19 protein-coding genes are annotated in these 22,839 nt (G+C 71.1%); 9 read left to right on the top strand and 10 right to left on the bottom strand.

Annotated elements, in window-relative coordinates:
• Nucleotides 1-13: 13 nt before the first annotated feature.
• A complete protein-coding gene (ilvD, locus tag CACI_RS06290) occupies nucleotides 14-1,867 on the bottom strand; it encodes a dihydroxy-acid dehydratase (protein WP_012785487.1) in 1,854 nt (617 codons plus the stop codon).
• A gap of 143 nt (nucleotides 1,868-2,010) precedes the next feature.
• Between ilvD and CACI_RS06285 the strand changes: the two genes are divergently transcribed.
• On the top strand, nucleotides 2,011-2,841 hold the full coding sequence (locus tag CACI_RS06285; protein WP_143765158.1) for a hypothetical protein: 831 nt from the start codon (nucleotides 2,011-2,013) through the stop codon (nucleotides 2,839-2,841).
• On the opposite strand, the gene CACI_RS06280 is transcribed toward CACI_RS06285, so the two are convergent.
• From CACI_RS06280 to CACI_RS06265, 4 genes are all read right to left on the bottom strand, one after another.
• A complete protein-coding gene (locus CACI_RS06280) occupies nucleotides 2,798-3,892 on the bottom strand; it encodes an EstA family serine hydrolase (RefSeq protein WP_012785485.1) in 1,095 nt (364 codons plus the stop codon). The genes CACI_RS06285 and CACI_RS06280 overlap by 44 nt on opposite strands.
• A 17-nt stretch (nucleotides 3,893-3,909) precedes the next feature.
• Complete coding sequence (locus tag CACI_RS06275; RefSeq protein ID WP_223297466.1) at nucleotides 3,910-5,448, bottom strand: MFS transporter; 1,539 nt, start codon at nucleotides 5,446-5,448, stop codon at nucleotides 3,910-3,912.
• 366 nt (nucleotides 5,449-5,814) lie between these two features.
• Nucleotides 5,815-6,294 (bottom strand): MarR family winged helix-turn-helix transcriptional regulator, encoded by a 480-nt coding sequence (locus tag CACI_RS06270; protein ID WP_012785483.1) that lies wholly within the window; start codon nucleotides 6,292-6,294, stop codon nucleotides 5,815-5,817.
• A 157-nt stretch (nucleotides 6,295-6,451) separates the two neighbouring features.
• On the bottom strand, nucleotides 6,452-7,339 hold the full coding sequence (locus CACI_RS06265; protein WP_012785482.1) for a DUF2127 domain-containing protein: 888 nt from the start codon (nucleotides 7,337-7,339) through the stop codon (nucleotides 6,452-6,454).
• A gap of 111 nt (nucleotides 7,340-7,450) precedes the next feature.
• Between CACI_RS06265 and CACI_RS06260 the strand changes: the two genes are divergently transcribed.
• Nucleotides 7,451-7,759, top strand: a complete 309-nt coding sequence (locus CACI_RS06260; RefSeq protein WP_012785481.1) for a DUF3817 domain-containing protein — start codon at nucleotides 7,451-7,453, stop codon at nucleotides 7,757-7,759.
• 24 nt (nucleotides 7,760-7,783) lie between these two features.
• Here CACI_RS06260 and CACI_RS06255 read toward each other — a convergent pair whose 3' ends face one another.
• From CACI_RS06255 to CACI_RS06245, 3 genes are read right to left on the bottom strand one after another with little or no spacing between them, the layout of a single operon-like run.
• Entirely contained in the window at nucleotides 7,784-8,167 is a 384-nt protein-coding gene (locus tag CACI_RS06255; RefSeq protein ID WP_012785480.1) for a VOC family protein, read from the bottom strand.
• Between the two features lie 17 nt (nucleotides 8,168-8,184).
• Entirely contained in the window at nucleotides 8,185-9,144 is a 960-nt protein-coding gene (gene meaB, locus CACI_RS06250; protein ID WP_012785479.1) for a methylmalonyl Co-A mutase-associated GTPase MeaB, read from the bottom strand.
• Between the two features lie 26 nt (nucleotides 9,145-9,170).
• Nucleotides 9,171-10,367 (bottom strand): acetyl-CoA C-acetyltransferase, encoded by a 1,197-nt coding sequence (locus CACI_RS06245; RefSeq protein ID WP_012785478.1) that lies wholly within the window; start codon nucleotides 10,365-10,367, stop codon nucleotides 9,171-9,173.
• 153 nt (nucleotides 10,368-10,520) lie between these two features.
• On the opposite strand from CACI_RS06245, the gene mce reads away from it, so the two are divergent.
• Nucleotides 10,521-10,964, top strand: a complete 444-nt coding sequence (gene mce / locus CACI_RS06240) for a methylmalonyl-CoA epimerase (protein WP_012785477.1) — start codon at nucleotides 10,521-10,523, stop codon at nucleotides 10,962-10,964.
• 169 nt (nucleotides 10,965-11,133) lie between these two features.
• Here the strand turns inward: mce and CACI_RS06235 are convergent, their stop codons facing one another.
• Together CACI_RS06235 and CACI_RS06230 are read right to left on the bottom strand one after the other, a co-directional pair.
• Nucleotides 11,134-11,841: a polysaccharide deacetylase family protein gene (locus tag CACI_RS06235; protein WP_012785476.1), complete on the bottom strand. Its 708-nt coding sequence runs from the start codon at nucleotides 11,839-11,841 to the stop codon at nucleotides 11,134-11,136.
• Nucleotides 11,841-12,977, bottom strand: coding sequence for an MGDG synthase family glycosyltransferase (locus CACI_RS06230; RefSeq protein WP_012785475.1), 1,137 nt, complete (start codon nucleotides 12,975-12,977; stop codon nucleotides 11,841-11,843). Before CACI_RS06230 ends, CACI_RS06235 begins: the two co-directional genes overlap by 1 nt.
• 211 nt (nucleotides 12,978-13,188) lie before the next feature.
• Here CACI_RS06230 and CACI_RS06225 point away from each other — a divergent pair, with 211 nt between their 5' ends.
• The 6 genes from CACI_RS06225 (at nucleotide 13,189) to CACI_RS06200 (ending at nucleotide 22,601) form a co-directional block, all read left to right on the top strand.
• Nucleotides 13,189-14,448 carry a sensor histidine kinase gene (locus CACI_RS06225; protein WP_049871489.1) on the top strand — a complete coding sequence of 420 codons (1,260 nt, stop codon included), beginning with the start codon at nucleotides 13,189-13,191 and terminating at the stop codon, nucleotides 14,446-14,448.
• Between the two features lie 49 nt (nucleotides 14,449-14,497).
• Nucleotides 14,498-15,139 (top strand): response regulator transcription factor, encoded by a 642-nt coding sequence (locus tag CACI_RS06220; RefSeq protein ID WP_012785473.1) that lies wholly within the window; start codon nucleotides 14,498-14,500, stop codon nucleotides 15,137-15,139.
• 27 nt (nucleotides 15,140-15,166) lie between these two features.
• Nucleotides 15,167-15,976, top strand: coding sequence for a GNAT family N-acetyltransferase (locus CACI_RS06215; RefSeq protein ID WP_012785472.1), 810 nt, complete (start codon nucleotides 15,167-15,169; stop codon nucleotides 15,974-15,976).
• Nucleotides 15,977-16,175: 199 nt separating this feature from the next.
• Nucleotides 16,176-17,513 carry a crotonyl-CoA carboxylase/reductase gene (ccrA, locus tag CACI_RS06210; RefSeq protein ID WP_041541221.1) on the top strand — a complete coding sequence of 446 codons (1,338 nt, stop codon included), beginning with the start codon at nucleotides 16,176-16,178 and terminating at the stop codon, nucleotides 17,511-17,513.
• 268 nt (nucleotides 17,514-17,781) lie between these two features.
• A complete protein-coding gene (locus tag CACI_RS06205) occupies nucleotides 17,782-21,375 on the top strand; it encodes an apolipoprotein A1/A4/E (protein WP_012785470.1) in 3,594 nt (1,197 codons plus the stop codon).
• A 272-nt stretch (nucleotides 21,376-21,647) separates the two neighbouring features.
• Entirely contained in the window at nucleotides 21,648-22,601 is a 954-nt protein-coding gene (locus tag CACI_RS06200) for a coiled-coil domain-containing protein (protein WP_012785469.1), read from the top strand.
• Nucleotides 22,602-22,839 lie beyond the last annotated feature (238 nt).

Raw genomic sequence — 22,839 nt, 5'->3', positions numbered from 1 at the left:
ATCGGACGCCCCGTCACCGGCCGATTTGGCCGAGGTCCCGCACGCCGCCGGTGGCGGCGCTGGAGGCCAGCGCGGCGTAGGCGCGCAGGGCGACCGAGACCTGGCGGTCGCGCTCGCGCGGCCGGTAGCCGCCGAGGTCCGCCAGCAGCTTGGCGCGGCGCTCCTCCAGCACTTCGGGGTCGACGTCCAGGTGCAGGCTGCGGGTGGCGATGTCGATCTTGACGATGTCGCCCTCCTCGGCCAGCGCGATGACGCCGCCGGACGCCGCCTCCGGGGAGATGTGGCCGATGGACAGCCCCGAGGTGCCGCCCGAGAAGCGGCCGTCGGTGACCAGCGCGCACTTGGCGCCCAGGCCCGTGCCCTTCAGGAACGCCGTCGGGTACAGCATCTCCTGCATGCCCGGCCCGCCCTTGGGACCCTCGTAGCGGATCAGGATGACGTCGCCGGCGACGATCTTCTTCGCCAGGATCGCCTCGACCGCGTCGTCCTGGGACTCGAAGACCCGCGCGGGACCGGCGAACTCCCAGATCTTCTCGTCCACGCCCGCGGTCTTCACGATCGCGCCGTCGGCCGCCAGGTTGCCCCACAGGACCGCCAGGCCGCCGTCCTTGGTGTAGGCGTGCGCCAGGTCCCGGATGCAGCCGCTCTCGGCATCGGTGTCCAGGCTCGCCCACCGGTTCGCGGTCGAGAACGGCTCGACGGTGCGGACCCCGCCGGGCGCCGCGTGGAACAGCTCGACCGCGGCCTCGGAGGCCTTGCCGCCGCGCACGTCCCACTCCTCCAGCCAGGTCTGCAGGGTCGGCGCGTGCACCGCGTGCACCTCGGTGTCCAGCAGCCCGCCGCGGTTCAGCTCGCCCAGGATCGCCGGGATGCCGCCGGCGCGGTGCACGTCCTCCATGTGGAACTGGCTGCTCGGCGCGACCTTGGAGATGCACGGCACGCGGCGCGAGACCTGGTCGATGTCCTTGAGCCCGAAGCCGACGCCGGCCTCCTGCGCGGCGGCCAGCAGGTGCAGCACCGTGTTGGTGGAGCCGCCCATGGCCACGTCCAGGGCCATCGCGTTGCCGAACGCGGCCGGGGTGGCGATCGCGCGCGGCAGGGCCGACTCGTCGTCGCCCTCGTAGTAGCGCCGGGCCAGCTCCACCACCGTGGAGCCGGCACGCTCGAACAGCTGGCGGCGCGCCTCGTGGGTGGCCAGCACCGAGCCGTTGCCGGGCAGGCCCAGCCCCAACGCTTCCACCAGGCAGTTCATCGAGTTCGCGGTGAACATGCCCGAGCAGGAGCCGCACGTGGGGCAGGCCGAGCGCTCGATGCCGCCGAGCTGCTCGTCGGTGACCGCGTCGTTGGCCGAGGCGATCATCGCGTCGATCAGGTCGATCTTGGAGTGCACCACGCCCTCGATGGCCGTGGTCTTGCCGGCCTCCATCGGCCCGCCGGAGACGAACACCGTCGGGACGTTCAGGCGCAGCGCGGCCATCAGCATGCCGGGCGTGATCTTGTCGCAGTTGGAGATGCACACCAGCGCGTCGGCGCAGTGCGCGTTCACCATGTACTCCACCGCGTCGGCGATCAGCTCGCGGCTGGGCAGCGAGTAGAGCATGCCGGCGTGGCCCATCGCGATGCCGTCGTCCACGGCGATGGTGTTGAACTCCTTGGCCACGCCGCCGGCGTCCTTGACCGCGTCGGCCACGATCTCGCCGACGTTGCGCAGGTGCACGTGGCCCGGAACGAATTGGGTGAAGGAGTTGGCGATCGCGACGATCGGTTTGCCGAAGTCGTCGTCCCCCATGCCGGTGGCCCGCCACAACGCGCGCGCCCCCGCCATGTTGCGTCCGTGGGTGCTGGTGCGCGACCGCAGGGCTGGCATCGGGGACTCCGCTCTTCAGATTCCAGGCTTGAGACGTTCATTCTCGCACTGTGGACTCTATCGCTCCAACCGCGTCCGGGGAGTGGACGGCGCGCACCCTTCGGGGGTCCCGGTCCCCGTGAGCCGCGCGTACCATCTGGGCCGTGGCGAAATCGGGGCGGACGCTGGACATGGTGGACCTGACCGGGCGCAGGAGGGGGCGGCGCCTGCGAGGCCGGATCGGCGCCGGGTTCGGCCTGCTGATCCTGGCTGTGATCGCGGTCACCACGGCGGTGTTGGCGGTCAGCGGAGCGCTGAACCTGGTGAGGGATCAGGGCGACCAGGACACCTATGACAAGGCGCCGTACTGTGCCGTCGGCGGGACCCAGACCGAGAGCTGCGTCCTGCGCACGACGGCGGACGTGGAGTTCGTCTACGCCTCGAAGAACACCGGCAAGAACGCGCACGGGTACACCACCCACGCCTACCTCGACCCGGATTTCGGCGAGACCCAGACAGTCACCCTGAGCTCCTCGAAGGACCTCACGGACTCGGTCAGCGAGGGCGACCGGATGCCGGTGCTGGTCTGGCGCGACCAGATCACCCGGTTCACCTTCGCCGGCAAGACCCGCGACGCGGACGCGAACCCGCACCACCTCGTCGCCTCGGATCTGGCGCAGGTCGCGCTGTGCCTGATCGTGGCGTCGTGCAGCGGCCGGCCGTTGATCCGCCGGACGCTGCGCTCCCGCACCGCGATCAATCTTCGGCGCAACCGGATCCCGGACTGGACGCTGGCGGCGTTGTCGTTGGTGACGGTGGTCGCCGCGCTGCTGCGGGCGTCGTATGTGGTGGTCGCGTTCGGGATCGCGGGGATCGCGGTGCTGGTGGTGTCGGTGGCGTGGCCGTTCATCCCGTGGGTGGCGTCGTTCACGGCGTCGCAGCGTCCGTATATCACTGCATCTCGGACGCGACAGCGGCGCGGACCAAATCGCTGAGTTCCGTCTGCCAGGCGAGCGCCGGGCCTCGGGGGGTCATGTAGTTGGTCAGGTAGGCGAATACGAGTCCGTGTTCGGGGTCGGCCCAGGCGTTGCAGTAGTTGCTGCCGTTGTGGCCGAAGACCTCCTCCCCCGCCGTGACGCCGAAGGGCTGGGCGGTCTGGACCGATCGCGCGCCCCAGCCGAGTTGGAAGCCGTGGGCCCAGCGGACGGTGTGGCCGATGATCGGGTCGGGACGGACGCCGGGTGCTCCATACAGGGCGGGATTCCTAGCGGACTGCACGGTTTCCGGCTTGAACACGGTCACGCCGTCGATGCTGCCGCCGTCCAGTAGCAGCTGGAAGAAGCGCGCCATATCGCGCGCCGTGGAATGGACCGTCGCGGCCGGGATCGGTGCTGTGCGAACGGTTTTCTTCGCGAAGCGCGCCACCTTCAGGCGGTCGGGGAGCTGGGTTCGCGGCGTCTTGGACAGTTCGAGGACCGCTCGCGCGTCCCATTGTGAGGTCGGCAGTCCGAGGGTGGTGTGGTGCAGCCCGGCAGGAGCGAGGATCTCCGTACTCAGATACTCGGCGAGCTGCGTGCCGGTGACGCGCTGGAGGAGTTCGCCGAGGATGAAGCCCTGGCTGAGGATGTGGTACGCCGAGGACCACCCCGGTTCGCGCTTCGCCGGGGCGGCTGCCGCCGCGCGGACCGAGCGGTCCCAGTCGTGCATGATCCAGGCGTCGCCGACGACGTGCCAGGTGGACAGCGGCGCGCCGGTGGAGTGGGTGAGCGCGTGGCGCGGGGTCGCGGATTCCTTGCCGGCGCGGCCGTACTCGGGCCAGTGCTCGGCGATCGGGGCGTCCAGGTCGAGCAGACCGCGCTCGGCGAGCTGGTGGACGGCCATCGCGGTGAGCGGTTTTCCGGTCGACCACAACAGGAACGGGGTGTCCGGCGCGCAGCGGACGTTCAGGTCGAGGACCGGCGTCCCGTGGCGCAGGACGTGCAGCTGGGCCTGTCCCGGGCGGTCGGCGACGAGCGTGGCGATGCGGTGGAGGGCGTCCTCGGTCACCGCACCAGCTTGGCAGCTCAGCCGGCGGCGGGGTCGGGGGCGTCGTCGAGGGCTTCGGGCGGGTCGGAGGCGTCGGAGGCGTCTGCCTTCCGGCTGCGCCAGTCGGCGATCCCGACCACCAAAGCGGCGGCCTCGAAGCAGATCGCGACGACGGCGCCGGCCTGGAAGGCGTTGGCGAAGCCCTTTCCGTGGCTGACGCGGGAGAAGAAGACGGCGCCGACGCAGGCGATGCCGAGCGCGGACCCCAGGCGCTGCCCGGTCTGCATGACGCCGCCGGCGGTTCCGGCGCGCATCACCGGGACCTCCGACAGGGACAGCGCGAGGTTGGGGGCGATGACCAGTCCGGAGCCGACGCCGGCGATCAGCAGCGGGCCCGCGGTGGCGATGCCCGCGCCGCGTCCGTGGACCCAGTGCACGACCAGGACCGCCGCCGCGGTGCCCAGCCCCACCAGGATGATGCCGAGGATGACCAGCGGGCGGCCGTGCTTGCCGACCAGGCGTCCGCCGAGGGTGGCGCTGACCGCGGAGCCGATCGCGAAGGGCGTGGTGGCCAGGCCCGCTTCCAGGGCGCTGTAGTTCAGGCCGTTCTGCACGTAGAGCGTGAAGATGAAGAAGATCGTGGTGAAGCCGGCGAAGTAGAGCAGGCCGAGGACGCTGCCGAGGGTGTAGGAGCGGATGCTGACCAGAGCCGGCGGGACCAGCGGGGTGTGCCCGGAGCGCGCGACCCGGCGCTCCCACTGCGCGAAGGCGATGATCAGCAGCACGCCGAGCACCACCAGCCACCACTTGCCGCGCCCCGTCCACTGCTGCTCCTGCACCAGCGGCAGCATGATCGCGGTCACGGACGCGCCGAGCAGGACGACGCCGAGCCAGTCGATGCGCCCGCGCGTCTTGCTCATCCCGGCGCCGAGGCACCCCGGGATGAGGCGCAGCGCGAGCGCGAAGGCGATGACCCCGATCGGCAGGTTCACGAAGAACACCCAGCGCCAGCCGTGCTCCTCCCCGCCGGCGGCGATCAGCAGCCCGCCGACCAGCGGTCCGACCGCCGTCGCCAACCCCACCGTCGCCCCGAAGTACCCGAAGGCCCGGGCCCGCGCCGCCCCGCTGAACATCTCCTGGATCAGCCCGGAGATCTGCGGCCCGAGAATCCCCGAAGCGAACCCCTGCACCAACCGCGCGACCACCAGGAACCCCGCCCCCGGCGCGATCCCGCACAACCCGGAGGCGACGGTGAACGCCGCCAACCCGACCAGGAACGCGGTCCGCCGCCCGACCATGTCCCCGAACACCCCAGCCGGCACCAGGATCAGCCCGAAGGTCAGCGCGTACCCGGACACCACCCACGACAGGTCGGCAGGCGTCGCCGACAGACCCTTCTGCATCGAGGGCAACGCCACGTTGACGATCGAGACGTCCAGCAACGTCATGAACCCGACGAGCAGGCACACCGCCAACGCCTGATTCTTCCGCCGCTCGGACAGCCCCGCGATCCCCGGAATGCTCGAATGCCCCTCAGCCCGCTCATCGGGATCGGGGCGCTCGGAGACAGAGGTCACAGTCGTCACCGTGACAGCGGTCGGGAAGTGCTGCAAGTTGGACAGGCATGCCGCGTATGCGGCACCGCGAACTCAGGTCGGCGCGCCCCGGCCGAACCCGCGGCCTTCTTTTTACGGCTTCGCGCGGGTGTTGATGGCCTCGCGGGGGGCGCAGTTCGGTTGCGGGCGACCGGGTTGCGGTGGCGGCCGGCAGTTGTTCGTGTTCACGACCGCCGGCCGCCAACGTGACCCGGACACGCTCCACCGAACTGCGCCCCCTGCGAGGCCATCAAACCATGCTCGAAGACGTAAAAAGCTTATAAAAACCCACAAACCAACCGCACCAGCCCACGCTCCGCCACCCACGCGCAAGTCATGAGCGCCGCCCTATCCCCGCCCGGGCTCCAGGCCCTTCCCGATCACGTCCAGCGCGTCGCCCAGCGCGACCAGCTGCTCGCGGCTCAGGGGGGAGATGAACGACTCGCGGACGTCGCGGACGTGCAGCGGCACGGAGGCCAGGAGCTTGTCCCAGCCCTGGTCGGTGAGGACGGCGAAGAAGCCGCGGCCGTCGGTCTCGCAGGGTTCGCGGCGGACCAGGCCCTCCTTCTCCATCCGGCTGATCTGGTGGGACAGGCGGCTCTTCGAGAGCAGGGCGCCCTCGGCGAGCTCGGTCATGCGCATGCGGCGCAGCGGTGCCTCGGACAGCCGGGCCAGGACCTCGTAGTCGATGAGGGTCAGGCCGTGGGCTCGGGACAGGCTCGCGCTGAGGCGGTCCGGGAGCAGGCGCATCACCGAGATGTACTGGCGCCAGACGGCCTGCTCGGTCTCATCGAGCCAGGGAGGGTCGCCGGTGCCGTCGGTGGTCATGTCCCCAGCCTACGGCAGTGGTTGAACCCGCAACGGCTGGCGCCCGCCGACCTGGTGACAGGCGCGGCGGGCTGATCGGCCGGCGGCTCGCCGGAGCCGCCTGTCGAATTCACGCCAAAGCACACGGAAACCGCGCAACCGCGTGCCGGACCCGCGGCTATGGAGCCCCCGGCGCCGGATCGGTCAGCGCCGGATCGCTCAGCGCCGGCGCGTTCAGCACCACCGTCTCGGACAGCGCCGAGCGCGGCTCGGGCAGGTCGCGGTTGCACGCCGCGAGCTCCACGGTCATCAGCGCGTCGGCGTGCTTCGCGGCCTCGAAGGCCTCGCCGCCGCCGCGGATGCCGAACAGGCGCTTGGTGAGCAGCAGGTAGACCACGGCGCCGACGTTGATCGCGAAGGTGCAGATCGCCAGGATGTAGGACTTGTGCTCGTGGATCTTGGTGTAGCCGTCCCAGATCTCCAGCGGCAGGAAGATCGACGTGCCGACCGCCGTCAGGTACTCGCCCCAGCGCTTGGCCAGCCACAGCCCGACGCCCTCGACCGTCTCCAGCAGCGCGTAGCCCCCGAGCAGCAGCGCGACCGTGTGGATCGTCTTCGGCTTGTAGTCGAACGTCTTGCGGATCCGCTCGACGATACTGGCGTGCTCCACGTCCCACCCGAAGTGGTTCGCGAACGGCTTGAACGCCGACAGGTCCGACTCGAAGAGCCGCTGCACCGCGTTCTGGCTGCTGCCGAACTTCCACACCGCCCAGGCGATCAGCAGGATCACCACCCCGCGGATCACCCGCTCGACCGCCAGCAGCCGCAGGATGAACAAGTCCCGCAGCGCCTTGCCCCGCGGCACGATCGGCGCCTCGTCCGCCGGACCGCTGCCCGTCGTGGGCTCACCGATCACGAAGTCGCCGCAGCGCAGACAGCGCCACGCCGGTCCGTGGACCGTCTCCACTCGAAGTCTCGCCGCCAGCTCGGTCTCCAGCCCCGAGCCCACCGGTGCGTAGGTTTCATGCCCCCGACGCGCACAATGGCGCCTGTTCCAGTCACGCATGCGCTCCAGCGTAGGGGGAGGCGAACAGGCGTGGTAGCAGGTCCGGTATTCTGCCCGGGATATACCGACACGTTGTCGGCCATAACCCGTGTGAACAGCGAGGACCCGCCCGTGACCACTGTCGTTGAGACAACCGCCGAGGACACCAAGCTCGCGCGCTTCCGCGTGGTCTCCCTGGCCGAGGGTGTGTCCTTCCTCATCCTGCTGGGCATCGCGATGCCGCTGAAGTACGCCGCGCACATGCCCGCGCCGACCATGGTCTTCGGCATGATCCACGGGCTGCTGTTCCTGGCGTACCTGGCGCTGGCCTACGCCGTGAAGCAGACGCAGGACTGGGACGCCAAGCGGTTCCTGGTCGTCCTGGTCGCCTCGGTGCTGCCGACCGGGCCGTTCTGGCTGCACAAGTCCCTGAAGAACTAACGCCGTCTCAGGGGGCGGCCGATCTCAGAGGGCGTGCGGGAGGTAATCCGCACGCCCTTCGTCGTCGAGCTCGAACGGTCCCTCGGGGAGCACGCAGAACTCGTTGCCCTCCGGATCAGCCATCACCAGGAAGCCTCCTCCGGCGTACTGCGGGAGGTAGCTCGCCCCCAACGCCTCCAGCCGCGCGCGCTCGGCAGCGGGCTCGGGCGAGCGGATGTCGAAGTGGACGCGGTTCTTGCCCGCCTTCGGCTCGTCGGTCTTCTGGAACCCGACGCCCAGCCCCTCGACGCGGTCGAGGAAGACGAACGGCCCGATCCGCGCCACGACCGCCCGCTCCAGCACTTCGGCCCAGAACGCGGCGAGCGCCTCCGGGTCCTGACAGTCGATGATGACGTCGGTCAGTCTCATGCGCCCCGCCCCGCTCTTTAGTCGCTGACCCCGGCCACCAGCTCGTCGGCCGCCGAGTACGGATCCAGCTCGCGCCCCACGACCCGCTCGGCCAGCACCGACAGCCGCCGGTCGCCGTGCAGGTCGCCGATCCGCGCGCGCAGCGCCGCCAAGGCGATGCCCTCGATCTCCACCGAGGCCCGGTAGCGCCGGCGCTCGTCGAGCTGGCCGTTCTCCTCCAGCCAGCTCTTGTGCTTGTCCAGCGCCTCGACGAACTCCTCGATGCCCTGGCCGGTGGCCGCGACCGTCTTCACGATCGGCGGCCGCCAGTCCCCGGGCGAGCGGGACTCGCCGAGCGCCAGCATGTGGCCCAGCTCCCGGGCGGTGGCGTCGGCGCCGTCGCGGTCGGCCTTGTTGACCACGAACAGGTCGCCGATCTCCAGGATCCCGGCCTTCGCCGCCTGGATGCCGTCACCCATCCCCGGCGCCAGCAGCACCACCGAGGTGTCGGCGGTCGCGGCGATCTCGACCTCGGACTGCCCGACGCCGACCGTCTCGATCAGCACCACGTCGCAGCCCGCGGCGTCCAGCACCCGCACCGCCTGCGGCGTCGAGGCCGACAGGCCGCCGAGGTGTCCGCGCGAGGCCATGGAGCGGATGTAGACGTCGCGGTCGGTGGCGTGCTCCTGCATCCGGACCCGGTCGCCGAGCAGCGCGCCGCCGGAGAACGGCGAGGAGGGGTCCACGGCCAGCACGCCGACCCGCTTGCCCTGCGTGCGGAACGCCGTGACCAGCGCGGATGTGGAGGTGGACTTGCCGACGCCGGGCGAGCCGGTCAGCCCGACCACGTACGCGCCGCCGGCGTACGGGGTCAGCGCCGCCATCACCTCGCGCAGCAGCGGGGAGCCGTCCTCCACATGGGAGATCAGCCGCGCCACCGCGCGCGGGTCGCCCTTGCGGGCGCGTTCGACGAGGTCCGTCACATCGTTGCCAGCCACGGCCGGTGATCCTATCCGCGCCGGGCTCAGCCGCGCCGCGGCACGGTGATGATCAGGGCGTCGCCCTGCCCGCCGCCGCCGCACAGCGCCGCCGCGCCGGTGCCGCCGCCGCGCCGCTGGAGCTCCAGCGCGAGGCTGAGCACCAGGCGCGCGCCGGACATGCCGATCGGGTGGCCCAGCGCGATCGCGCCGCCGTTGACGTTGACGATCTCCTCGTCCACGCCGAGGTCCTTCATCGACTGCACGCCGACCGCCGCGAACGCCTCGTTGATCTCGATCAGGTCCAGGTCCGCCACGGTCAGACCCTGCTTGCCCAGGGCGTGCTTGATGGCGTTCGAGGGCTGCGACTGCAGCGAGGTGTCCGGGCCCGCGACGTTGCCGTGCGCGCCGATCTCGGCGATCCACTCCAGGCCCAGCTCCTCGGCCTTGGCCTTGGACATCACGACCACCGCGGCCGCACCGTCGGAGATCTGCGAGGAGGTGCCGGCGGTGATGGTCCCGTCCTTGGTGAAGGCCGGGCGCAGGCCGGACAGGCTCTCCGCGGTGGTGTCGGGGCGGATGCCCTCGTCGGTGGCGAACACAATCGGGTCGCCCTTGCGCTGCGGGATGGAGACCGGGGTGATCTCGGCCTCGAACACGCCGTTCTTCTGCGCGGCGGCGGCGCGCTGGTGCGAGCGGGCCGCGAACTCGTCCTGCGGGGCGCGCTCGATACCCAGGCGGGCGTTGTGCTTCTCGGTCGACTGGCCCATGGGAATGTTCTCCCAGGGGTCGGTCAGGCCGTCGTAGGCCATCGCGTCGAGCATCTCCACCGCGCCGTACTTGAAGCCCTCGCGGGACTTGGGCAGCAGGTGCGGGGCGTTGGTCATGGACTCCTGGCCGCCGGCCACCACGATGTCGAACTCGCCGGCCCGGATGAGCTGGTCGGCCAGCGCGATCGCGTCCAGACCGGACAGGCACACCTTGTTGATGGTGATCGCCGGGACGGTCAGCGGGATACCCGCGGACACCGCCGCCTGGCGCGCCGGGATCTGCCCGGCGCCGGCCTGCAGCACCTGGCCCATGATCACGTACTGCACCTGCTCGGGCGCGACCCCGGCCCGCTCCAGGGCGGCCTTGATGGCCACCCCGCCGAGGTCCGCGCCGGAGAAGTTCTTCAAGGAGCCGAGCAGGCGGCCCATCGGGGTCCGCGCGCCTGCGACGATCACCGACTTGGTAGCGCTCACGATGATGCTCTCCAGTGTCTGCGAGGGTGAGGGGAAGTGAAGCCTGTTGCTGGCCACCAGCCTAGTCAGGAGTAAATTACTCGTCAGTAGCTTAGGGTGTCGTTTTCGACACAACCCCGCGCGCGCTCGAGCCGCTCCCTGGAGGATGTCCCCATGTCTTCACCACTGACGCGCATCGACCACATCGGCATCGCGTGCCGCAATCTCGACGACACGGTCGAGTTCTACCGCGCGACCTACGGCTTCGAGGTCTTCCACACCGAGGTCAACGAGGAACAGGGCGTCCGCGAGGCGATGCTGAAGATCAACAGCACCGACGACGGCGGCGCCAGCTACCTGCAGCTGCTGGAGCCGACCCGCGAGGACTCGGCGATCGCCAAGTGGATGGCGAAGAACGGCGAGGGCGTCCACCACGTCGCCTTCGGCACCGCCGACGTGGCGACCACGACCGCGGACATCGTCGGCAAGGGCGTGCGCTCGCTGTACGAGCAGCCGCGGCGCGGCAGCATGGGCTCCACGATCAACTTCCTGCACCCGAAGGACGCGCACGGGGTGCTGGTGGAGCTGGTGCAGGCCGCCGAGGGCGACGAGCACTGACGATCAGATCAGCACTGACCGGCCGACGAGCACTGACAATCAGACCGGTCCCTCACTCCGATGGAGTCGCCCGGATGGCGTATCCGGGCGACCATCACACCGCGGGCTGATACTCCGGGTACGCCGCCACACTCCGACTCACATCACGCCCCGCCATCACCCGCCGCCGTCACCCTCCGACCCGGCCGTGCTCCCGCAGCGGACCGACCGCCCAGCCGCGCTCCTCGCAGTGGTCGAGCAGCAGCGGCACGGCGCCGAGCGTGGCGTGCCAGGACCCTGGCTTGGCGGTGCAGTCCGTGTCGTGCAGCAGGATCGTGCCGCCGCCGCGCAGGTCCTTGGTGACCTGGCGGTGGACGCCGCCGGAGGTGGCGCGCGCCGTCCAGTCCTCGCCCCAGCTGGTCCAGAGCGTGGGCCGCAGTCCGAGGCGGCGTGCGGTGCGGTGCGCGGCGGTGGTCATGACGCCGTAGGGCGGCCGGAACAACCGCGGCTGCTCGCCGGTCAGCTCGGCGAGGTGGTCGCGGGCTCGCGTCAGGTCCTGCTCGGTGGCGCGCGGGCCGCGGAAGAGCAGGCTCTGGTGGTGCCAGCCGTGGACGCCGATCTCGTGCCCGGCGGCCTGGATCTCGCCGACCAGCCCCGGCGCGCGCTCGGCCATGGAGCCGAGCAGGAAGAACGTCGCGCGCACGCCGCGCGCCGCGAGCAGGTCCAGGAAGCGCGGGGTGGAGTTCGGGTCGGGTCCGTCGTCGAAGGTGAGCGCGACGTGGTCGGGCGCGCCGCGCGCCGCCAGACCGGGCAGCACGCGGTTGCGGACGGGACCGAAGGTCGTGGTGGCCGGGAACGGGTGCGTGAGCACGGTCGCGGCGGTCGTCAGGGCACGCATCAGACCGCCACCGCCCCGACGGAGGCGTCCGCGGACAGCTCCGCGATCAGCTCCATGATCAGCGCGTCCGGCTCGGCGCCGCCGCCGACCATCGCCAGCCCGGCGTTGTGCTGGCGCCGCCCCCGCACTCCGGACGTCAGCTCCAGCAGCGAGCCGGCCAGCTCCTCCCGCGACCGCACCCAGACCGCGAGCCCTGCTTCGTCCAGCACCGCGGCGTTGGTCCGGCCGTGCCCGACCAGGCTGCGGTAGGTGGCGACCGGCAGCCCGGTGGCGAACGCCTCGAGCGTGCTGGAGGCGCCGGCGTTCTGCACCATGACGTCGCACGCCGCCATCAGCGTCGGCATGTCCCCGACCCAGCCGAACACATGCGGGAACCCCGCCGCGCGCAGCCGTCCCCGCAACACCGCGTTGCGGCCGCACACCACCACCGGCGTCACCACGCCCGACGCCGCGAGATCGCGCGCCGTCTGCTCGATGTCGCCGACGCCCCACGAGCCGCCGAGCAACAGCGCCAGCGGCTTGTCCTCGCGGGCTCCTGCCGCCCCTGCCAACCCGAACCGCGCCCGCGCCGCCTCCCGTCGCGCCGCCGACCCCTCGGCGAACCGCGCCGACACCAACGGCCGCGCCACCGCGACCTTCGCCGGGTCCACACCGTGCGCGACCGCCTGCGCCGCCGTCACCGCGTGCGGCGCCAGGTACAGGTCGACACCGGGCGCGATCCACAGCGGGTGCACGGAGAAGTCGGTGAACGTCACCACCACCGGCACGGCCAGCCGTCCCGCCGCCCGCAGCCGTCCCAGCACCTGCGCCGCGAGCGGATACGTCGCGACCGCCGCGACCGCGTCGGCCGGTATCGCGTCCAGCACCGCCTGCTCCGCGCCGCGCAGCAGCTGCCGCTGCACCAGCCCGGGGCGCGCGGCGCGCTCGGTGCGGGCGTAAATGCACTGATACAGCGCCGGGGCGTGCGTGATGATGCGCCGGTAGGAGCCGCACACCGCGCGCCCGGCGGGCATCAGCGTCAGGAAGTCGTGCCGGTCGACCGCGAAGCCGCGCGCGGTCAGCCGGTCGGCGAGAGCCTGGGCGGCGCTGTCATGGCCGGCGCCGACCGAGGCGGAGAAGATGACCACGCGGGACATGGGAGTCCTTCCAAAGAACACCGGAGACCATCGGGAGATCAGGGATCGGAGATCGGAGATCGTGTTCCGGACTCGTCCCATGCTGGCCACGCGCGGCGCCGAGATCAGTAGTGCGACCTGGCGATTCCGGGGTGGGGCCAGCACCACCCCCGGGGTGAGGCAGGCTCGATGGACCGGGGCGGAGCTGCGCCAATACCGTGAAGGCGTGCCGATGACGCGAGAGATCCTGCGGGCGCGCTGGAGCCAGGCCGGCGGGGACGCCCTGTTCCTGGTCACCGGGCTGCCGCTGTGGGCCGCGGCGATGATGGTCCTGCTGGTCTGGAGCCAGCCGGCCTATCTGCTCCTGCAGGCCGAGGACCCCGGCGTCCTCCGCTTCGGGGTCTCGGTGGTGATCGTGCTCGCCGCGGTGCTCACGCTGGCGCCGTTCCTCACGCGCTGGCACCGCATCCGCTTCCGCACCTTCCGGAGCACGGAGATCCTCGAGATCGACACGCCGCGGCTGTACCGCGGGCAGCTCCGGCAGGCGCTGCGGTCCGAGGCGCTGTGGCGGCAGGCGCTCTACCACCTGATCGCCGGACCGCTGATCGGGATCGCGGTCGTGGCCCTGGCGTTCATGGACCTGCTCGCGATCGTGGTGGCGGCCAGGCTTCCCGCGCACGCGCTGGGCCTGCTGGACCCCGGGCACGGAGTCAGCTCGAAGTTCTGGGGCCAGTGCGCTTACATCCTGCTCGCCGGCACCGTCACCTACTCCGGACCGCGCCTGCTCCGCGTGCTCGCCGACGCCGACCTCGGCGCCGCCCGGCGGCTGCTCGGCCCGAGCGAGACGATCGTGCTGGCGCACCGGGTGCAGACGCTGTCCGACAGCCGCGCCGCCGCGGTCGAGGCCGCCGACACCGAACGCCGCCGCATCGAGCGCGATCTGCACGACGGCGCGCAGCAGCGCCTGATGTCCCTGGCGGTGCATCTGGGCATCGCCCGCAAGACGCTCAAGGACGTCCCGCCCGAGGCGATGTCCGTCATCATCGACGCGCACGAACAGGTCAAGGACGCGATGGCGGAGATCCGCGACCTGGTGCGCGGCATGCATCCGGCGGTCCTGGACGACCGCGGCCTGGACGCCGCGCTCTCCGGCGTCGCGGCGCGCTCGGCGGTCCCGGTGCGCCTGACCGTCGGCACCACCGGACCGCTGAGCGCGTCGGTGGAGACCGTCGCCTACTTCGTCGTCTCCGAGGCGCTGGCGAACGTGGTCAAGCACTCCCGCGCCAAGCAGGCGACCGTGGACGTCACCCGCGACGACGGCAGGCTGCTGATCCGCGTCAGCGACGACGGCGTCGGCGGCGCGGACGCCCACGGCGGCACCGGGCTGACCGGGCTGGCTCAGCGGGTCGCTTCGGTGGACGGGCTGCTGCGGCTAACATCGCCGAGCGGCGGTCCCACGGTGCTGACCGCCGAACTGCCCTGCGGGGTGTGATCCTTCGAGCGCCTACCCACATCTCCACAGACGACTGCCGGGGGAATCCATGCGCGTGGTGATCGCCGACGACTCCGTCCTCATCCGCGCGGGGGTGGTCCGGGTCCTGGAGATCTCCGGGCACGAAGTGGTCGCCGAGACCGGGGACGGCGCCTCGCTGCTGGCCGCCGTGGCGACGCACCGCCCCGACGCGGTCGTGGTCGACGTCCGCATGCCCCCGACGTTCAAGGACGAGGGCATCGTCGCCGCGGTCCAGATCCGCGAACGCTTCCCGGCCACCGCGGTCCTGGTGCTGTCCCAGTTCGTCGAGGAGCGCTACGCGACCGACCTGCTCGCCCGCGACACCACACGCGTCGGCTATCTGCTCAAGGACCGCGTCGCCGACATCGACTCCTTCATCGAGTCCCTGGAACGCGTCGCGGCCGGCGGCACGGCGCTGGACCCCGAAGTCGTCGCACAACTCCTGGTCCGCCGTCCCGCCGATCCCCTGGACCGCCTGACCCCGCGCGAGCGCGACGTCCTGGCGCTGATGGCCGAGGGCCGGGCGAACGGCGCGATCGCCGATGTGCTCGCGGTCAGCGAGAGCGCGGTCGGCAAGCACATCAACAACATCTTCATGAAGCTCGACCTCCAGCCCGATGACCTGGGGCATCGTCGCGTGCTGGCCGTATTGCGATACCTGGCTGCGTAACGGAGCGCGTCCTACTAGCCTCCGCGCATGGCTATCGAACCAGAGTCGCGAAGCGACACCATAACGGGCGGTGGTGGGAGACGGGTGGGCCTTCAGGCGATTGCCGCTACAGGATGGGGCTTCACAGAACGCGCTTATATAGGCGACTGGGATCTGCGTGCCTCCGGCGGCCATACTGCGCGCGCCAACTCCGCGCTCCCTATAGGGGATTCCGGAATGCCGCTCAGCCAGACTCTGCATGCAGTCGGCGAATGGTACGCAGAGCGCAATCTGCCCGCACAGATACAAACCATCGACGGCAGTCCTCTCGACGAAGCGATCGCTGGACTCGGTCACTGGGAAACCCACCGCCCGGCACTGCGTCAGTCCGCTCCGTTGAGCCCTGTGTTGGAAATCCTTAGGAGTTCCACGGACCCGCTCCGTGTAGCGAGCATCACTCCGGAACTCCCCGAGGACTACTTCACCGTCTACCGCCGCGGCTACGGCATCCCGGAGTTCAGGACCATCCTCACCTCAGGCGACGCCCTGATCGCCTTCGCAGTGGTGCGTGCCGACAACGGAGATGCCCTCTGTGTCGGCCGCCTCGCCATTGACACCGGAACCGGCTATGCCGGGATCGCCGGACTGGCCACCGCCGACCACGCGCGGCGGCGCGGACTGGCCCGGATCGTGATGCGGGATCTGTTGGCGTCGGCCGCCGAGCACGGCGCCGAGAACACCTACCTGGAAGTCGACGAAGAGAACGCTCCCGCGCTTGCGCTCTATGCGGCCCTGGGTTACGCCACAGCGCACCGGTATCACTCACGTCGCCTGTCCCGTCAAGATGTTGCAGGCTGATAGGGACACCTCGGAATCTGTGACAAGGCCCACCTAGCCAGGGTGGGGACGGAGCGCCATAGTTACCAATGAGTAGCTCTTCCGCCCTCACTCCCAGGGCCGACTGCCGTACTGCCCTCACAGACGGCAAGCACCGGCCCGCGACGCCGCCGACCCTTGGAGGCCGACGATGCAGCCAGAGACAGCGATGCAGCACGAGATGACGCAGATCCTCGCGGCGATCCAGGCCGGGGACACCCCCGCCGAGGACTTCGCGCATCTGAAGCTTCCCGACTCCTACCGCGCGGTCACCGTCCACGCCGACGAGGCCGAGATGTTCGCGGGTCTGGACAGCCGGGACAAGGACCCCCGGCGCTCGCTCCACGTGGAGGACGTGGCGACGCCGGAGCTGGGTCCGGGCGAGGCGATCGTCGCGGTGATGGCCAGCGCCATCAACTACAACTCGGTGTGGACCTCGATCTTCGAGCCGGTCAGCACCTTCAGTTTCCTCAAGCGCTACGGCAAGGTGTCCGAACTCACCCGCCGCCACGATCTGCCCTACCACGTCATCGGCTCGGACCTGGCCGGCGTGGTGCTGCGCACCGGTCCCGGCGTCAACAAGTGGAAGCCGGGCGACGAGGTGGTCGCGCACTGCCTGAGCGTGGAGCTCGAGGACGCCGAGGGCCACGACGACACCATGCTCGACCCGCAGCAGCGGATCTGGGGCTTCGAGACCAACTTCGGCGGGCTGGCGCACCTGGCGCTGGTCAAGACCAACCAGCTGATGCCCAAGCCGGCCCACCTGACCTGGGAGGAGGCCGCCTCCCCGGGACTGGTCAACTCCACCGCCTACCGCCAGCTGGTCTCCAAGAACGGCGCGGCGATGAAGCAGGGCGACGTGGTGCTGATCTGGGGCGCCTCCGGCGGCCTGGGCAGCTACGCCACGCAGATGGCGCTCAACGGCGGCGCGATCCCGGTGTGCGTGGTCTCCTCGCCGGACAAGGCGCAGATCTGCCGGGCGATGGGCGCGGACCTCATCATCGACCGCGCCGCGGAGGGCTACAAGTTCTGGAAGTCGGAGACCGAGCAGGATCCCAAGGAGTGGCAGCGCTTCGGCGCCCGCATCAGGGAACTGACCGGCGGCGAGGACCCGGACATCGTCTTCGAGCACCCGGGCCGGGAGACCTTCGGCGCCAGCGTCTACGTCGCCAAGCGCGGCGGGAAGATCGTCACCTGCGCGTCCACGTCGGGCTTCCAGCACAGCTACGACAACCGCTATCTGTGGATGAACCTCAAGAGCATCATCGGCTCGCACTTCGCGAACTACCGCGAGGCGTGGGAGGCCAACCGCCTCATCGACAAGGGGATGATCCACCCCACGCTGTCGAGGTCCTACGCGCTGGAGGACACCGGACAGGCCGCGTACGACGTCCACCGGAACCTGCACCAGGGTAAGGTCGGCGTGCTGTGCCTGGCGCCGGAGGAAGGCCTCGGCGTGCGCGACGCGGGCAAGCGCGAGCGGTTGCTCCCCGCGATCAACCGGTTCCGCGACGTCTGAACCCGCTCGCTGTGATCGGCAGGCCGGGCGGAGGCGAAATGCGCCTTCGCTCGGCTTTTCGAATTTCCGCCCGCCACCGGCTGTGACGAACGGAACACTCAGCGCGAGCGCACGGCCGCGGCCTGCACACCTTCCACAAGGCTCTGATTCCCGGCCGCCCCCGAAGGCTCCGGGCCTGCGAGTTCGGCCTGGTAATATCCCAAGCCTCTATTCATTCCCCGGCCCGACTAGGTGTCATCCGGCCGGAAATCTGACACGATTCACTGTCATGGGACCAGGGCGGCTCGACGAACGCAGCACCGATCGCTACGGCGATCGTGCCGGCGATCGCGGATCCCACGCGCGACGCGGCGCCAACTCCGCGCAGCCCGGCGGTTACCCGCCGCGATCACGCGCGCCCTATGAGTCCTACGAGGACGAACCCGGCGGTTACGACAAGCACGACGTCGAAGCCACGTTCTCGGAGATGGAGAAGGAGCTCGACAAGCTCCGCACCGCCCGCGACGAGGCGCTGACCGACACCGAGGATCTGCGCTACCAGATCGAGGTGCTGCGCTCCAAGCTCCACGAGCAGCGCCGCCTGGCCGCCCAGCCCCGCTTCGACAACATCTCCGGGCAGGTGGAGCAGATGCTCCGCAACGCCCAGATCCAGGCCGACCAGGTCCGCGCCGCCGCCGAGCGCGAGCTGCGCGAGTCCCGCGCGAAGACCGCGCGCCTGCTGGAGGAGGCCGCGCACCGCTCCGCGGAGCTGGAAGCCGAGTGGCACACCGAGGTCGGCAACCGCCGGCAGTCGCTGGACCGCGAGCTGACCGAGAAGCGCCAGCAGGCCGAGGCTCAGGTCAACGAGATGGCCGCGTGGGCCGAGAAGGTCCGCTCGGACACCGAGGCGCACCGCGGGCGGATCATCGAGGCGGCCCGCGGCGAGGTCGAGGCCGGCCGCGACCGGATAGCGATGGAGACCGCGCAGGCCATCGAGCACGTCCGCATGGAGACCGAGAACATGCGGACCGCGGCGCGCGCCGAGGCCGAGAAGACCCGCGAGGCGGCCAACGCCGAGGCCGAGCGGGTGTTGAGCGCCGCCGGCGGCCAGGCCGCGCAGGCCCAGGACCACGCCGCGCAGATCCGCGCCACCGCCAAGTCCGAGGCCGAGGCGGCGGTGAACGCCGCGCGCGCCGAGGCCTCCCGCGTCCTGATGGAGTCCGGCGCGCAGGCCGAGCGGATCCGCGCGGAGTCCAGCGCCGAGGCGATGCGGGTGCGCGGCGAGGCCGAGGCCGCCGCGCAGCAGCAGCGCGCCGAGTCCGAGGCGACCGCGCAGCAGACCCGCCAGGAGGCGGCGAACGACGCCGCGCGGATGCGGACCGAGGCGCGCACCGAGGCCGACCGGGTCACCGGGAACGCCGCGCGGATCCTGGCCGAGGCCGAGGAGCAGGCGGCGGTCCGGCTGGACCAGGTCGCCAAGTCCGTCGAGGAGCTCATCGCCAAGGGGCAGAACGACGCCGAGGCGACCCGCGTGGCCGCCGAGGAGGACGTGGCTCCGCTGCGCGGCCAGATCGAGGCGCTGCACGCGCAGGCCAGCGAGCTGCACGCGGCGGCGCAGCAGGCGCACGAGGACGCGCACACCGCGGCCGAGCAGCTGCGCGTGGACACCGAAGCCGGTGTCGAGGCGATGCAGAACAGCGCCCGCGAGGACATCCAGCGGCTGCGCGAGCGGGCGCAGGCGCGCATCGAGGAGCTGCAGGCCCGCACCGAGGCCGAGACCGCCAAGGCGCGCGCGGAGGCCGACCACTACTCGCAGAACACCCGCGGCGAGGCGGACACCTACGCGACCAAGGTCCGCACCGAGTCCGACGTCTACGCCGACAACACCCGGAACGCGGTCAACGCCGAAGCCGACAAGCTGCGCGCGGACACCGACCAGTACGCGCGCACCACACGGCAGGACGCTGACACCTACGCCGCGCAGACCCGCGCGAAGACGGACGCCGACACCGGCAAGCTCCGCGCGGACGCCGACGGCTACGCCCAGCAGATGCAGCAGGTCGCCGACCAGTACTCGGCACAGACCCGCGGCGAGGCCGACTCCTACTCGGACCACACCCGCAGCGACGCGAACGCCTACTCCGAGAACACCCGCACCGACGCGGACACCTACGCCGCGCAGCTGCGCGCGACCGTCGAGGCCGAAGCCGGCAAGGTCCGCGCGGACGCCGACAGCTACGCCCAGCAGATGCAGCAGGTCGCCGACCAGTACTCGGCACAGACCCGCGGCGAAGCGGACTCCTACTCGCAGAACACCCGGGCCGACGCGGACGCCTACGCGGCGAAGACGAAGTCGGACTCCGAGCTCGCCTCCGAGAAGCTCCAGGCCGACACCGACAACTACGCGACCGGGGTGCGCGCCGAGGCCGACGGCTACGCCGCCAAGACCCGCGCCGACTCCGAGCACGCCGCCGACAAGCTGCGCGCCGAGACCGAGAGCTTCGCCGACGGCGTGCGCGCCGAGGCGGACGCCTACGCCGCCAAGACCAAGGCGGACTCCGAGCAGGTCGCCGAGAACCTGCGGATCGAGACCGAGAACTACTCGCTCGGTGTGCGCGGCGAGGCCGACGCCTACGCGGCGCAGACCAAGGCCGACTCCGACCGCGCCGTCGAGGAAGCGCGGGCCGAGGCGGAGAAGTACTCGCACACCACGCGCGCCGCCGCCGACGTGTACGCGGCGAAGACGAAGGCCGACGCCGAGCGGGCCGGCGACGTCGTGCGCGGCACCGCCGACGACTACGCGGCCGCCCTGCGTGCCGAGACCGAGGCGTACGCGGGCAAGACCAAGGCCGACTCCGACCGCGCCGCGGAGCTCACGCGCGCCGAGGCCGACTCCTATGCCGCGCAGACCCGGCAGGCCGCCGAAGCCGCGGCCACCGAGGCGCTGGAGGCCGCGCAGGCCGAGGCGCGCAAGATCGGCGAGGAGGGCACGCGCTACGCCCAGGCGGTGCGCGCCGAGGTCGCCGGGATAGTGGACGAGGCGCAGGCCGCCGCCGACCGCCAGATCGCCGACGCCGAGCGGATCCGCGGCGAGGCCGAGGCGGCCGCCGCGGTGCTCGGGGTGGAGGCCGCCGAGGAGGCGGTCCAGGTCCGGGCCGAGGCCCGCCGGGACGCCGCGGCGATGCGTGCCGAGGCCGAGGCGACACTGGCCGAGGCCCGCACCAAGGCGGACACCCAGGTGAGCGCCGCGAAGTCCGAATCCGAGCGGATCCACCACGAATCGGCCGTCCTGGCCGAGACGGCGCGCACGGACGCGGACAAGATCCGCAGCGACGCCCGCGAGGAGGCCGGCCGCAAGCTGGAGGCCTCGGGCCGCGACGCCGACAAGCTGGTCGCCATGGCCCGCTCGGAGGCGGTCAAGGTGCGCGCCGACAGCGAGAACGAGGTCGACCGCATGCTGACCGCGGCGCGCGAGGAGGCCGCGCGGGTCACCACCACCGCCGAGAACGACGCCGAGCGCGTCACCGCGGCGGCCAAGGCGGACGTCGACCGCATAAGGCGGACCGCCGAGGGCGTGCTGGAAGCCGCCGACAAGAAGGCGCTGGAGACCCGGGAGCAGGCGAACTCCGAGGCCGAGACCGCGCTGGCCACCGCGCGCAAGCAGGCTGCTGATACGGTCGCCGAGGCCCGGGAGCTCGCCGAGCAGCTGGTGTCCAAGGCGACGGAGGAGACCGAGCAGCTGCGCGCCGAGGCCCAGCGCGAGGTCGAGGCGATCGAGGTCCGCAAGCAGGAGATCAAGGCCGAGATGTCGCGCGTGCACGGTGTGCTGGACGCACTGGCGACATCGGTCTCCGTCCCCGTCGGGCCACCGTCGGAGGACTGAGACTGACGTGTGCGTTCCGACGCCGCCGCTCCGCCATGACGCGCCGCAGGTTCTTGCCCACGGCCCGTGAATACATGATCGTCAAGCACCACTCGATAGGGCGGGGTTTCACCGGACTGTTTGTTCGATTCCGCTCCACCAGGTCGAAGCGAGACGGGATTCATGCCAGGATTCCCCTACACCACCTCACTTCGGTACACCTTCACCGCCACTTGTAGATTGTTCACTCACCCCCGGCCCGACGCGGGCCAGTGAATCGCGACAGGGATCTCATGAGCGACATGCATTCGCCGCACGGCTTCGAGCAAGTGCGCCGCGGGTACGACCCGGTCCAGGTCAACGACCGAATCACCAAGCTGATCGCCGAGCGCGACGCGGCGCATTCGCGCTCGACGTCCATGGAGAAGCGCATCGAGGAACTCCACCTGGAGAACCAGACGGTGCAGGCGCAGCTGGCCGACAGCGAGCCCAGCTACGCCGGTCTCGGTGCGCGCGTGGAGAAGATCCTGCGCCTGGCCGAGGAGGAGGCCAAGGACCTGCGCGAGGAGGCCCGCCGCGCCGCCGACGCGCACCGCGAGCTCGCCGACCAGGCCGCGATGAAGGTCCGCACCGACGCCGAGCAGTACGCCAAGGACCGCAAGGCCAAGGCGGACGAAGAGGCCGTGCGGATCGTCGAGAAGGCCAAGGACGACGCCAACCAGGTCCGCGCCACCGCCGCCAAGGACGCGGCGACCAAGCGCGAGGAGGCCGAGGCGCTCTTCGAGGAGACCCGCGCCAAGGCCGCGGCGGCCGCCACCGACTTCGAGACCAAGCTGGCCAAGCGCCGCGAGCAGTCCGAGCGCGACCTGGCCGCCCGCCAGGCCAAGGCCGAGAAGCGCCTGGCCGAGATCGAGAACCGGGCCGAGCAGCTGCGCCTGGAGGCCGAGAAGATGCGCACCGACGCCGAGCGCCGCGCGCGCTCGACGATCGAGACCGCGCAGCGCCAGGCCGACGACATCATCGCCGACGCGCGCAGCAAGACCGACCGCATCCGCAGCGAGGCCGAGCGCGAGCTGGCGGCGCTGACCCACCGCCGCGACAGCATCAACGCCCAGCTGCACAACGTGCGCGAGATGCTGGCCACCCTGACCGGCGGCGCGGTGAACGTCAACGCCCTGGCCGGGCTGACGGAGGCCGAGGAGGAGCTGGAGAAGGACGACGAGGCTTCGATCCCGGCGCAGCGCTAGCGGATCCGGCTCCGCCGGGCGACCGGCGGGGCCGCTTCGTGTCGGGAGCAGGGCCGGACAGGTGTGGCATGACGCGTGGTATGAAGCGTGGCATGAAGCCCACACCGCGAACCGCCTTGTGACACTACGAGCCCGCGTGGTGAAGCGTGTGCCGTGAAACACTCCGGCCCGCGTGGTCGCGAGCGCGCCCCCGGACCCTCTGGGTGGGTCCGGGGGCGCTTTTGTGTGCCGGATCGGC

Source organism: Catenulispora acidiphila DSM 44928 (assembly GCF_000024025.1).
GTDB classification, from domain to species: domain Bacteria; phylum Actinomycetota; class Actinomycetes; order Streptomycetales; family Catenulisporaceae; genus Catenulispora; species Catenulispora acidiphila.
This window is presented reverse-complemented; position numbering and strand designations above follow the sequence as displayed.